Genomic DNA, 12,030 nt, shown 5'->3' on the forward strand with positions numbered 1-12,030 from the left:
TCGGCAACGGTCTCTCATTCTCACTTGTCGAAAAGGCGCAAAAGATTAAAACAGTGAGTGGCTGGAGAACTCCTACCCATGCAGCCTGGGCGGACGCCATGTTGAAGAATGTCGCCAGCCGTGATTTCTCAGCGGCCTTACTGGGCTTTGCGCTGTTCGATCAACTCTATTGGTTTCTACTCTTTGCGGCAGCCGGCTCCTTGTTGTTTGCCGGCACCATGGTCTGGGTGATCCGCCCATCTGCAATCTCGTCTCCTCAGCCATAACAGGATGTTGAAAAAGTCCTCCAGCTTCGTTCTCGCGCGGCTCAGAGACTCAACGTACTGGAAGCAGTACGCCTCGCCTCTTCGCTCACTGCGGCCTTGCTGGAAGGCCTTTTTGAGCATCCTGCGGACTATCCTGAATTGGTCCGTAACTCCGAGATATCGAGATCTTGTGAACGTCAAGATAATTTTCTAACATCCTGCTAAATGCCGCGTTCGCCATCCGACTAACGTGTTGCGCTATATTCTACTCGCCCTTGGCCTCATCGTTCTGAGCCTTCTTGTCTGGCATATCGGCCCAGCCAATATCTATGAAGCCGCTACACGACTCGGTCCGACGGCCTTGCTTGCCGTCCTGATTCCCTCTGTGATCATGTATTCGGTTGAGGCCTATGGGTGGAAAGTGGTGCTGGGGCGAGCGGCACAAGAGGTTCCGTTTTGGCGACTCCTGACGATTCGCAGTGCCGGCGAGGTGGTGAATATGACCACTCCGACTGCCTACCTAGGGGGCGAACCGCTGAAAGTCTATCTGCTCAAAAGATACGACGTTCCCATGGCAGAGGGGGCCGCTTCGGTTGTGATTGCGAAGACGACCATGACGATCGCCGAAGTGTTCTATATTCTTATGGGAATCGCCCTTGCCTTTTGGATGCTGGGTGCCGGAAGCTCGGCAGGGCAGACGATCACGGCGGCACTATTGAGTGTCGGGCTGTTGGTGTGTTCAATTGCGGGGTTTGTCTTTATCCAACAACGTGGACTCTTTGCCTCGATTCTGTCGTTCGTCAAGAAACTGGGTTTACGAGTCCAGTTTCTCGAAACGCAGGAAGAGCATCTGCTCTCCATCGACCGGACAATCCGGAATTTCTACACTCACCATCAAAAGGCCTTTTATGCGTCGATGGGGGTGTACTTTTTAGGTTGGATGGCGGAATCGATGGAAGTTTTCGGAATCATCTATTTACTCGGCGGTTCCGTAAGTGTGTTGTCAGCTCTTTCTATAGGGGCGCTCGCGGTTTTTCTCAAGGGCGGATCCTTCTTTATCCCCGGTAGTCTGGGGGCCCAAGATGCCGGCAATCTCCTGTTGCTTCAAGCTTTCGGCTACAGTGACGTGACGGGGATCACCTTCGCGCTGCTGCGACGGTTCCGTGAGCTCGTGTGGATCGGCATCGGACTGGTGTGCTTGGCGATGGTTGGGAAAGGCCGGATACCGCAGGATCAAGAGGCGAAAATCATTCCGGAGTGATCGCCTGGAGCCGTTCGACCATCCGATCCCACACAAATCCATGGAGTCGAAAATCCGCCGCCCGTTCCAACTTGTGAAACTGAAGCCCCATTCGATTCCCTTGGACCCATCGAACCTCCGCCTCTTCGACCGGGAGTGATTGTATCTGATCCGGGAGGATCAGTCGTAGGCGGAGGGTGGTCCGCTGCGGCGCAGCGGCGGTACACTCGATCGCGCAACCGAACACCGTGGGGTTCATCACCTTCCCTTCCGCGATCGTTTCAGCATCGGAAAACATCACGGGGTACTGCGCGGCGAGGGGGACTCGATAGTGATCTCGAAAATAGGGACGTCTGGATTCCACGGTGGCCCAGTGTAGTCGGGCTCGCATGGCAGAATGAATCCCCTCTTTCGCGGGGACGAGGCAGAATCCGGCGATGTTGTTCCGATTCCTATTCAGGATGAGAAGCCCGTCTCATCAGGCGGAGTAGTGCTTATTGAGGTGTTCGCGCTGGAACTGCATAATGTGCCTGATCAGCAGTTCTCGATCCTGATTGGTCATCCTGACGAATCGGCCATGGAGGCGATACGTGTTGGATGGGTAGATAATAGGGGCAACACGCAACACTTCGAGGTAGGACTTAAAGAGTACTTCATCAGGAAGGAGCAGGACACAAGAGAGAATCTCGTTGACCGCGAAAACCTGATTGAGTGTGACACCGATGCCACCGCCGCTGATGTTGACCGACCGCTGGATAAGCGTTCCTTCCGCCGTGTCGCTTTCAGGCTGAAGACAGATAGGCAAGGTGACGGTGATGCGATAAAACTCACGGCGATCTTTCGGAGACGGCTGTGAAGCCGGCGTGTCCGATGGCATGGTGGGGAAGAGTATAGCAAAAAGCATGAACAGAAACGCCACCCGTGTTGGTTCCTTGCTTGGCGAGGGCGAATTACGAGAGTGATGGATCGCCGGGCGAACGGCGATGCTTTCGACGCGCGGTGGAACTATCACGGGAGTTATTCCTGGGAGCGAAGCGAGCAAAATTGAGAAGACCTATTTGAAGGTGCCGATTTTCTACGGCTGGTGCCCGACGCGGCGGCCGATGACGTCCATCATGGGCTTGATGAGAGGCAGTTCTTGGAAGAGTTCATGATGAGAAATCGGTTCCACTTCCCTGACTTCCTTGAGTGGCTTGATAAATATGATGGCCACGGCCAGGCGCAGCAGGGCCGAAACCAAAAAGACCACCAGTAGGTTCGAAACAAAATGCACTTCGAATCCTCCGAAGATTATCTCGGGAGCGAGCACGGTACTGAGCCATCCTCCCGCCATGGTTCCGAGAAACGCACTCGTGGCGATGACCCCATTGCTCACTGCGACGGCGCCGGCTCGCTCTTCACTCGGCACCAGATCATAGACCGTATTCTGCAATCCGAGATTGAATCCAGACCACACCACTCCACCCAGGCAATTGATCACCATCAACCACCAAATCTGGTCGGTTATTAGATACAATGCCGGCAGAATCGGTACGCCGAAGCCAGTGGCCCACAGCAGCTTCTTGTTTCCATAGCGATCTCCAATGCGCCCCCACCCGTTCAAGGCTAAGAATCCTCCGATGATGGCGGTGGCAGCCCAAGCAGAATACTCAAAGTACGTAAAATGCAAATCACGCAACAGGTAAACGCCAAAGTATGGACCGGCCAGCAACGCGGCAAAGTGCATGCAACCCGAAAACCCAAGAAATCTCACGAAATCGCCGTGTCGACCGGCTATGACGCAATCACGGAGACGCAAGTGCAAGTGAGCCGTCACAGGGACTGCCGACTCGTCCAGTCGACGTAGGTAACGAGCGGCCATCCCGCGTGCGGCCGCCGCCATGAGAAACAATGCCGTGAAACCGGCCCAGGCGACTTCCCGATGCTGAGTCCATGTCAACACGAGACCTCCGGTCACTAGGGCAATAAAACTGGTAGCCGACATGATTCGAGCCCGACGAGCGAAGTACACGCCGCGGCGGTCGGAGTCGATCAAGTCCGTGATCAGGCTATTCCACGCAGGGATAGAAAAGTGACCGACGACCACTAAGGGAACGGCGCACACAATGACCAGGACCGCACCGTATTCTGGAAACACCATGGGAAGAAAAAGGAGAGGCAACCACAACAGCGACTGGGCGATCGCCCCCGCGACGACGACTGCATGACGATGACCGACACATCGCAGCCACATGACCGATCCAAATTGGGCAAAGATCCCTATAAAGGCCGGAAGGGTGTTGAGCATGCCGATTTGAGATGTGCTGGCCTGTAAGGTGAGTGCGAAGGCTGTGAGATAATTTTCTCCGGCCCCTTGCATGATCGCCGTGTAGGCGCCTTCTCGGATACCATATTGCTCGTTGTGCGCCCGCCGGCCGGCAGCGGTATCAGCTTGCGAGTCATCCTGTGGGACCATGAAAAAGATATCCGAATGATTATCAGAAGCAGACGCTCTCGTCACCATACCGAGTGGTGCCATTCTTCGCAACCACATGTGGGATAAGAGTACAGGTCCGGATGGTTGTGGTACTATGCCGCGCATGAAAATCGCTTCAGCTCTGCTCTGGATCGTCTTGTCGCTACTTGGAGCTTCGGCCATGGCACAGGTCGCAGGGTTCGTCCATCCTGAAGAAAAGGTGAACGGCCTTTGGCTCGTCGTGGCGGCTGCCTGCATCTATGTGCTGGCCTATCGATTCTATGGTCGGTGGATTGCCAGCCAAATCGTCGGACTGAACAATCAACATGTGACGCCGGCGGTGCGGCTGAATGACGGCGTGAATTTTCACCCCACCAACAAAGTCGTGCTCTTCGGCCACCACTTTGCGGCCATTGCGGGAGCCGGGCCCTTGCTTGGGCCCGTCTTGGCGGCACAGTTCGGTTTTCTCCCGGGGTTTCTCTGGCTGGTGGTCGGTGCCGTGCTTGCCGGGGCGGTGCAGGATTTCATTATTCTGGTGGCTTCCATGAGACGTAACGGGCGTTCGCTCCCCGAGATTGCGCACGATGAACTGGGCTCGATCACCGGTACGGCAACGGCAGTGGCGGTCCTCTTTATTGTCGTCGTCGCGTTGGCGGGTTTGGGGTTTGCCGTTGTGAATGCCCTCTACCACAATGCCTGGGGCACATTCACGATCGCAATGACGATACCAATCGGCTTCATCATGGGCGTGTATCTGCAGAAGTTCCGCCCCGGTGCGGTGGCGGAAGTGTCGATGCTTGGCGTGATCCTGCTGATTGCGGCGGTGCTGTTCGGTCGTGTCGTCGCACAGTCTTCTTATGCGTGGCTCTTTGAATTCGACAAGCCGGCGCTAGTTTGCATCCTGGCCGGCTATGGCTTTCTCGCCTCGGTGTTGCCGGGGTGGATGTTGCTGGTCCCGCGCGGCTATCTCTCGACCTTCATGAAGCTCGGAGTCGTCTTTCTGCTCGGGTTCGGCGTGATACTCATGGCGCCGACGATTGAGATGCCGCGCGTGACGATTTTCGCCAATGGTGGTGGACCGATTATTCCCGGCACACTCTTTCCCTTTCTCTTCATTACGATTGCCTGCGGAGCAATCTCGGGATTCCACTCGTTGGTCTCATCGGGCACGACGCCCAAGATGATCGAGCGGGAGTCACAGGCGGTGGTGGGGTACGCAGCGATGCTGCTGGAAAGTTTCGTCGGCGTGATGGCATTGATCGCGGTCTCCGTGTTGATTCCCGGCGACTATCTGGCCATTAATACGACATTGGGCTCGGACGCGCTGGAGGCCATGGGTTTTGCACCGTCGCGGATTGCCGAGCTGTCGCAATTGGTCGAGGTGGACGTGGCAGGGCGTCCTGGCGGGGCCGTATCCTTGGCGGTCGGGATGGCGTCGATCTTTTCGGCGTTGCCCGGTATGTCCGGGTTGATGGCCTATTGGTATCAATTTGCGCTGGTATTCGAGGCGCTGTTTATTCTCACGACGATCGATACGGGAACACGCGTGGCGCGGTATCTCATTCAAGAAATGGCCGGGCGGGTCTATGCACCCTTTCGCCGCATGAACTGGGTGCCAGGCGTTATATTGAGCAGTGGTCTGGTCGTGGGAGCTTGGGCCTATTTGATCGGGACAGGGAGCATTTCAACGATTTGGCCGATGTTCGGTGCCGCGAATCAGCTGCTGGGCATGCTGGCGCTCTGCATTGGGACGACGGTGTTGATCAAAATGTGGAAGTCGCCCTACCTCTGGGTGACGGCGTTACCGATGCTTTTCGTCGGCGTGATTACATTGACCGGATCGTATGAAATGTTTTGGATGTTCTTCAAGAAAGCCGGAACATTGGCGGCGGGACAGGCTATTTCTCTCTATCTGGACGCGATGTTAGTGGTACTGGTGGCGGTGCTGGGCTTGATTGTCTTGAGCGACAGTATCAGGCAGTGGTATGGCTACGTGGTCTTGAAGAAGCCGTTTACGTCAAGTGAAGTCGTCGTGACGGCAGGCGGTGGTACCGTCGGGCGAATGCAAACTGCGATTCATCGTGATGAAGAGAAGAGATTTAAATTGCCTCACGGCACAGGGTGCTGTTAAAGCGTCCTGGTCAGTCTTCCGTGCTCGCGCACTCGGATTGGTTGGGGAGTAAGGCTAGGGCTGTACTCGTGCATGCGCGCCGTAAAAGACTGACCAGGATGCTCTTTGAAATTAGGGAAGGAGGGGATTGTGGCTGATCAGTTTTCATTCGACGTAGTATCGGAAGTGAACATGCAGGAGCTGAAGAACGCTCTGGATCAGGCGACAAAGGAGATCAAACAGCGATTCGACTTCAAGGATTCGAAGACCGAGATTACGTTGAAGGAGAAGGAAAAGGAGTTGGTCGTCGTTTCGGATGATGAGTACAAGCTCAAGGCGGTGCAGGAAATTATCAAGGCCAAATGTGTGAAACGCGGTGTGTCGCTGAAAGCGTTCACGCAGGGCACGATTGAGCCGGCATTGAACGGGACTGTACGGCAAGTGGCGAAGATTCAAAGCGGCTTAGCCTCGGACAAGGCCAAAGAGATCACGAAGGCCGTCAAAGATTCAAAATTGAAAGTGCAAGCACAGATTCAGGGCGAGCAAGTGCGGGTACTGGGAAAGGACAAGGATGCACTGCAAGCCGCGATTGCATTTTTGAAGGAGAATGATTTCGGAGTCGACTTGCAGTTTACGAACTACCGATGAGTGAGCAGCCTGACCGTCCTCCTGCTCGTGGAACGCTAGTCCGTTTATCGGATGTGTCGGTTGGAAGCAATGTGCCGTTCCACACGCGCATGTGAAGGTCAACTGGGCGATTCTCACGCAGCCGGTCGTTTCATCGCTGAACCGCTGAATGTTATGAAAACACTCATCGGTCTTCTGCTTCTGCTGCTTGGCATTCCTCTTTTTGGCTGTGACCGCAGCGATCCGATCGTCGTCCTTCAGCTCCATCCAAATAATCCGGCCATCATGTATGTGGCGACGAACGACTATATCTATAAGACTCGTGATGGCGGTCAGACATGGACAATTCTATCTAAAGGAATGAGTCACTCTCGTGTGATCGCCATGGCAATCGATCCTGTTTATCCGGCGACGGTTTATGCAGGGACAAAGGGCGATGCCGTTTACAAGAGCCACGATGGTGGACAGCGCTGGGTTTCGATGCGGTCAGGGCTTGATGATGCGACAATAACGTCCGTGGTGAATCAGTTTCTCTTCGATCCTGCCGATGCACAGCACATATTCCTGGCTACAACGATGGGCGTGTTTGAAACCAAGAACGGCGGTGAGCAATGGACGAAGAAAATGGAGGGAATGAAAGAGGTCTTGATGGTTGTAACACTGGGCATGGATCCGACCAGGCCATCCATTCTATACGCCGGCACCAGCGGCGGCGTCTATAAGTCGATCGACCAAGCGGGTCATTGGGAAAAAGTGAACAACGGGCTGGTTCCTCCGGACATGCTGAAAACATCGCGGGCGCTGAATGTCACCTCGATCCTGGTCGACCCATACGAGCCCGATACCGTTTACGCCGCCACGCTCGCGGGGTTGTATAAATCAACGGATGCGGCCAAGGCTTGGAAGCGAATCGGAGAGTCGCTTGCAGACCAGATGATCGTTGCGATGGTGCTCGATCGAACGCGTCGAGGCGTGGTCTACATCACAGGACGGGATGGAGTGCATCGAAGCGAAGATGCCGGTGCGACATGGAAGCTGGTCAACAGCGGGTTTGTGACCACCAACATTAGGACAATTGTGCAAAGTGCAACGGAGCCGAAGGTCTTCTATGCCGGGACGAACGGCAGCGGTTTGTATCGGAGCAACGATGGGGGAGACACTTGGGAGCCGATGCCGGCAGTCATGGGCAAGGATTGAACTATCGTCTCCGGCTGTTCAGGTCGGAATCTCCGATGGAAGCACCGACTCCGCGTCGCGGAAGTGTCGAAGTTCCTTCGCGATTTTGCGCGCTGTCGATTTCGAACCCAGTACTGCTGGGCATGGAGGTGTCTCCTATATCCGTCCCTGGTCGATGCGGGAGTTGGCTTTCGTGAAGATCATCCCATCTCCGCGGGCGAAGTGACTCGCCCACATTGCTATAGGGAGATACCGAAGCTCCGATGTCCGCACCGAAGTGTGAGTGTAACTTGGTATCCTCAATATCTCCTCCAATCCGTGAACGCAAAGTCGTGTCTTGAATCTCCATCCCGGTCGGTGCCGATGATGGCGGCCTTTTGGCCTTGAACTCTTTCTTGATTGCCTCTTCCTCATCTTGTATCTGCGCCTTGGCCCGACCGCTGGCTTCATAGTCGACTGCGCTGAGACCCTGCTGTGTCTCGTTCAATTTATCCAGGCGTTCCCTGAGTTGAAACAGGTCTTCACGTGCCCGTGCGACGGTTCCAACAATTTCACTGAGCGTGAATTGTCTAGCAAATGTGCCGAGCTTCGGGCTTCGCCCAGAGCCGCCGCCCAAACCACCGTTTCCAGAACCAATACCGAACCCCGCCGAATTGAAAATGCCTTTTTGTTGTACGGCTTTGAGTATGTGGTTGGCTTCATCGATCAGATCGACAATTTCTGCTGGCGCATTGTGGCCGGTCAAGCAGCATGAGACGAACGTCCGATAGCGATCGGAAAAGTGGGAGGCTGCATTCTGCAAGTCCACGATCTTGATCGGATCGCGGTCGGGGAGATCAAACCCCTGTTGGCGTGCTCTTTCCGTGAAAGACTCTGCCGACTGTTGGTCGTAGAGTGGTTCGCAACCCGAGCTCTTTTTGGTTGAAATCTGCTGGTCAGGCGTCTTGCTCGAGCACCAATAGATCCGTGCTGGTTGGTTGAGAGGATTGTCAGGATTGAAGTCCTTCGCACTTCCCTGTTCTAAGCAAAGGAATGAAGTGATGAGGAACAGGAACGGTCTTGCAAATGAAGAAATCGAATAGCATTTAAACATGAAATTATTCTCTAATTGAAAGCTCTTGAAGTCAACGAAACTCTACGAGCTTGATGAGTGAGATGTCCTGGGACTGGTCAAAGACTAAGTAGGATGATTATATATGCGACACACTCAAATAGGTTACGCCACAATCTCCCACCGGATTGGTACAAAAGGGTAGGGGATGGTCAAATGTAAAGATTGTGGATCCTTGGCAGCGTGGATTTTAAATCCTGGACACTTCAGGGAGGCTTCGGCAGGGTTCACCTAACGATTTGTAAAAGAAACACAAGCAAATGCTACTGAATGATGCCATGATGGAAAGACAACGGGAACAAGCACAGGCGAGCCTAAGAACCGCTGTGGTAACTGCAAGATGGACCGCGGCTGTAATAATTGGGGCTTGTGTCGCATTGTACGCAGTTAACCGCACAGCAGAGGCAACCCTTAAAGCCGCACAAATGCAGATTGAAGCTCAAATGGAATTCGCCAGACATGAAGCCACGAGAGAAAACCGACCTATTCATGTAGCCGTTCAGCCATCCGGACCCAAAAACGGAATGAAGAAATAATCAATTTATCCACAGGCGTTATGATCGTACGATCATCAATTTCATCTCCCTCATTTTGTGAGGTTGACGGCGTATTGTCGAATCTTTGTCTAGATGAGGTAGAATGTTGGCATGGCCAAGGCTAAACTGCTCTCCTTCCATCCTCTGAAGTTTGAAGAAGTCTTGAAGGCTATGGTTTCCGTACCTGCGCCCACGAAGCGAGTCACCAAGAAACGATCGAAGTCCAAGTCTTCAACGAAGTCCGCTTCCTGACAAGTCATCGATACATGAGACGTTTCTCTTTAGCCCCACGGATCTCCATAATTGCGCGTGTCTCATCGTTCTCATGTCTCGCGTTATAGCGAAAATCGAACTCTGCAAGATACCGATGTAGGTGATGTTTCGAGACATGATGATAGGTGCCGTTTAATCCTCGCTTGAGTAAAGCTGAAATAGCTTTCAATGGTGTTTGCCGTGACTTCTCCGCATACACAGTTCCGTCCATGATTGATGTGGTCTGATGGTCAGCAAACTCTTTCTTGAGTCCCTGATAGCCTTGGTATTCGTCGGTCATCATGCGGGATTCAGGTGAAATATTTTCTCTGATGATGCTCTTAGATTTCGGCTTGATACCCGATGCATTACGAATGAACGTACATTGCCTTGCCGTTCTACCTATGTAAAGACGGCGGTTTTCTTTGATCGGCCTGTCGATCTCTTCTCTTTCCCGCCAATATAGGTTTCATCCGCCTCGACAATTCCGCCCAGTTTCCCGCCAAATGGAGATTTGGTCATGGCGTAGCGTAAACGATGATCCATAAACCATGCGCTCTTATAGGTGATGCCGAGCATTCGGTGGAGCTGATGAGCGTTGATGCCTTTCTTTGACGAGGCAACAAGCTGCATGGCCATAAACCATTTAGTGAGGGGAATATGAGAATCCTCAAAGATAGTGCCGACTGTAGCCGAGAATTGTTTGCGGCACTTCCCGCATTTCAAGACAACGCGATTCACGTTCTTGACGTTAAGCTTGTATACATTCTCGCTTCCACAATGGACACACTTGGGGCCATTCGGCCACCGAAATTTGGCCAGGTATTCGTAGGCCTTTTTTTCATCATTCAGATGCGCACCAGTAAGGATGTTTTGTCCCATTTCCCACCCCTTGTATGTAGTGGAGAGGGCTTAGCGTTTTCCTGGTGGGTTTGTAAAGTATCTAATCATCTGTGACAATGCTAAGTTACTGAAAAGTCTGTTGACAACCAAAAATGCGAGAGTATACTTCGCATGCGTGGGTAAAAGTGGTAGCTAGTGGTTAATAGTACTGATAATGAAAATCTGCATGTTCCGGTGCTTGGTCAAGAAGTTTGTTTTTGGCTGGTTTCTGATGGACCCACCACTATTTTGGATTGTACGGTGGGATACGGTGGGCATGCGGAAATGCTTCTAGAATCTAGTCACGCGAAAACTACCGTCATAGGGCTCGACCAGGATCCTCAAGCTATCGATTTCTCTAAGCGGCGTTTGAATCGATTTGGGGATCGTATTGTGTTGCGACGAGGAAGCTATCGGGATTTGAAGTCGCACCTTGCTGCAACTGGTATCGCGACAGTCGATGGTGTGCTTTTCGATTTTGGGGTTTCATCTCCGCAATTGGACGACCCGTCGCGAGGTTTCAGTTTTCAGCGAGAAGGTCCGCTTGATATGCGCATGGACCAAACGATAGGGAATACTGCCGCCGATCTGGTTAACCACAGTCCCGAACATGAGCTGGCGGACATAATATTCCAGTATGGAGAAGAACGATATGCCAGGCGAATTGCTCGAGCAATCGTGCAAGAAAGGAAACGTCGTCCAGTCGAGACTACGGGAGCGCTCGTTTCCATCATCGTTCGTTCTGTACCGGTGTCTTATCGCCACGGGCGGATTCATTGTGCAACGCGGACATTTCAGGCGCTTCGCATTGCGGTGAATCACGAACTGGATTTCTTAGAGTCGTCGCTTCGAGATGCAACCGAAGTGTTGGCTTCCGGGGGGAGAATCTGCGCAATCTCCTTTCATTCTCTCGAAGATCGTATCGTCAAGCATACTTTCCGGTCCCTCTCACAAGGGCCGGAAGCCACCTTGTTCATGCTCACCAAGAAACCGGTCCTTCCTTCTCAATCGGAGTGTGAAGTGAATCCTCGATCGCGAAGCGCTAAATTACGAGTCGCTGAACGTCAACCGAAGCCGGAGATTTTATGAAGACCGTCACCGTTTTTGTAGGACTCTGTCTCGTGCTTGTGTTTGTGTGGGAGCGCGTGGACGTGGTCCGGATTGGATATCAAATCGAGCAGTTGAAGCGTGACAAGACGGTGTTGGAACGTCAACGTGATGAGTTCCGCGTCAAATTTTCCGCATTGAGTGCTTCCGACCGGATCGCGAAATTGGCGACTGAAAAACTCGGTATGAGTCTGCCTCAGCAAGGGCAGATCATTGTGGTTCAGTCCGGGCCAAGCGGTGTGTATCCCCCAGATGTTGCGCCGGTTGAGCTGAAAGTCGCCAAGAATTA

At 53.2% G+C, this 12,030-nt stretch carries 13 protein-coding genes; 7 read left to right on the forward strand and 6 right to left on the reverse strand.

What is annotated here, in order from left to right; all coding sequences use genetic code 11:
• Both ACOSYY_RS16865 and ACOSYY_RS16870 read left to right on the forward strand, forming a co-directional pair.
• Nucleotides 1–266, forward strand: a 266-nt coding sequence (locus tag ACOSYY_RS16865; RefSeq protein ID WP_421663949.1) for a hypothetical protein, incomplete at its 5' end; no start/stop codon positions are given.
• Nucleotides 267–495: 229 nt separating this feature from the next.
• Nucleotides 496–1,506, forward strand: coding sequence for a lysylphosphatidylglycerol synthase transmembrane domain-containing protein (locus tag ACOSYY_RS16870; protein WP_421663950.1), 1,011 nt, complete (start codon nucleotides 496–498; stop codon nucleotides 1,504–1,506).
• On the opposite strand, the gene ACOSYY_RS16875 is transcribed toward ACOSYY_RS16870, so the two are convergent.
• From ACOSYY_RS16875 to ACOSYY_RS16885, 3 genes are all read right to left on the reverse strand, one after another.
• The gene (locus tag ACOSYY_RS16875) at nucleotides 1,493–1,876 is read right to left on the reverse strand and encodes a PilZ domain-containing protein (protein ID WP_421663951.1); all 384 of its coding nucleotides are present in this window, start codon (nucleotides 1,874–1,876) and stop codon (nucleotides 1,493–1,495) included. The two genes, ACOSYY_RS16870 and ACOSYY_RS16875, sit on opposite strands and share 14 nt — an antisense overlap.
• 87 nt (nucleotides 1,877–1,963) lie before the next feature.
• A complete protein-coding gene (locus ACOSYY_RS16880; protein ID WP_421663952.1) occupies nucleotides 1,964–2,497 on the reverse strand; it encodes a flagellar brake protein in 534 nt (177 codons plus the stop codon).
• A 63-nt stretch (nucleotides 2,498–2,560) separates the two neighbouring features.
• The gene (locus ACOSYY_RS16885; RefSeq protein ID WP_421663953.1) at nucleotides 2,561–4,003 is read right to left on the reverse strand and encodes an MFS transporter; all 1,443 of its coding nucleotides are present in this window, start codon (nucleotides 4,001–4,003) and stop codon (nucleotides 2,561–2,563) included.
• Between the two features lie 61 nt (nucleotides 4,004–4,064).
• Between ACOSYY_RS16885 and ACOSYY_RS16890 the strand changes: the two genes are divergently transcribed.
• The 3 genes from ACOSYY_RS16890 (at nucleotide 4,065) to ACOSYY_RS16900 (ending at nucleotide 7,874) form a co-directional block, all read left to right on the forward strand.
• Complete coding sequence (locus ACOSYY_RS16890; RefSeq protein ID WP_526023340.1) at nucleotides 4,065–6,071, forward strand: carbon starvation CstA family protein; 2,007 nt, start codon at nucleotides 4,065–4,067, stop codon at nucleotides 6,069–6,071.
• 129 nt (nucleotides 6,072–6,200) lie between these two features.
• The gene (locus ACOSYY_RS16895) at nucleotides 6,201–6,698 is read left to right on the forward strand and encodes a YajQ family cyclic di-GMP-binding protein (protein ID WP_421663957.1); all 498 of its coding nucleotides are present in this window, start codon (nucleotides 6,201–6,203) and stop codon (nucleotides 6,696–6,698) included.
• Nucleotides 6,699–6,851: 153 nt separating this feature from the next.
• A complete protein-coding gene (locus ACOSYY_RS16900) occupies nucleotides 6,852–7,874 on the forward strand; it encodes a WD40/YVTN/BNR-like repeat-containing protein (protein WP_421663958.1) in 1,023 nt (340 codons plus the stop codon).
• 1 nt (nucleotide 7,875) lies between these two features.
• Here ACOSYY_RS16900 and ACOSYY_RS16905 read toward each other — a convergent pair whose 3' ends face one another.
• The 3 genes from ACOSYY_RS16905 to ACOSYY_RS16915 all read right to left on the reverse strand — a co-directional run bounded on the left by ACOSYY_RS16905 (nucleotide 7,876) and on the right by ACOSYY_RS16915 (nucleotide 10,634).
• Nucleotides 7,876–8,946 carry a hypothetical protein gene (locus ACOSYY_RS16905; protein ID WP_421663960.1) on the reverse strand — a complete coding sequence of 357 codons (1,071 nt, stop codon included), beginning with the start codon at nucleotides 8,944–8,946 and terminating at the stop codon, nucleotides 7,876–7,878.
• Between the two features lie 810 nt (nucleotides 8,947–9,756).
• Complete coding sequence (locus ACOSYY_RS16910; RefSeq protein WP_421663965.1) at nucleotides 9,757–10,194, reverse strand: transposase; 438 nt, start codon at nucleotides 10,192–10,194, stop codon at nucleotides 9,757–9,759.
• Nucleotides 10,155–10,634: an IS1595 family transposase gene (locus ACOSYY_RS16915; protein ID WP_421663961.1), complete on the reverse strand. Its 480-nt coding sequence runs from the start codon at nucleotides 10,632–10,634 to the stop codon at nucleotides 10,155–10,157. The genes ACOSYY_RS16910 and ACOSYY_RS16915 overlap by 40 nt, the downstream gene beginning before the upstream one ends.
• Nucleotides 10,635–10,790: 156 nt before the next feature.
• Between ACOSYY_RS16915 and rsmH the strand changes: the two genes are divergently transcribed.
• Both rsmH and ACOSYY_RS16925 read left to right on the forward strand, forming a co-directional pair.
• Complete coding sequence (gene rsmH / locus ACOSYY_RS16920) at nucleotides 10,791–11,723, forward strand: 16S rRNA (cytosine(1402)-N(4))-methyltransferase RsmH (protein WP_421663963.1); 933 nt, start codon at nucleotides 10,791–10,793, stop codon at nucleotides 11,721–11,723.
• Nucleotides 11,720–12,030, forward strand: a 311-nt coding sequence (locus tag ACOSYY_RS16925; RefSeq protein WP_421663964.1) for a cell division protein FtsL, incomplete at its 3' end; no start/stop codon positions are given. The genes rsmH and ACOSYY_RS16925, both read left to right, overlap by 4 nt.

Source organism: Nitrospira sp. BLG_2 (assembly GCF_049222245.1).

Excerpts from the sequence above, each read along its gene's own strand:
- ACOSYY_RS16900 (WP_421663958.1), top strand. The coding sequence starts at position 6,852 with ATGAAAACACTCATCGGTCTTCTGCTTCTGCTGCTTGGCATTCCTCTT.
- ACOSYY_RS16875 (WP_421663951.1), bottom strand. The coding sequence starts at position 1,876 with ATGCGAGCCCGACTACACTGGGCCACCGTGGAATCCAGACGTCCCTAT.
- ACOSYY_RS16915 (WP_421663961.1), bottom strand. The coding sequence starts at position 10,634 with ATGGGACAAAACATCCTTACTGGTGCGCATCTGAATGATGAAAAAAAG.
- ACOSYY_RS16890 (WP_526023340.1), top strand. The coding sequence starts at position 4,065 with ATGAAAATCGCTTCAGCTCTGCTCTGGATCGTCTTGTCGCTACTTGGA.
- ACOSYY_RS16905 (WP_421663960.1), bottom strand. The coding sequence starts at position 8,946 with ATGTTTAAATGCTATTCGATTTCTTCATTTGCAAGACCGTTCCTGTTC.
- ACOSYY_RS16885 (WP_421663953.1), bottom strand. The coding sequence starts at position 4,003 with ATGGCACCACTCGGTATGGTGACGAGAGCGTCTGCTTCTGATAATCAT.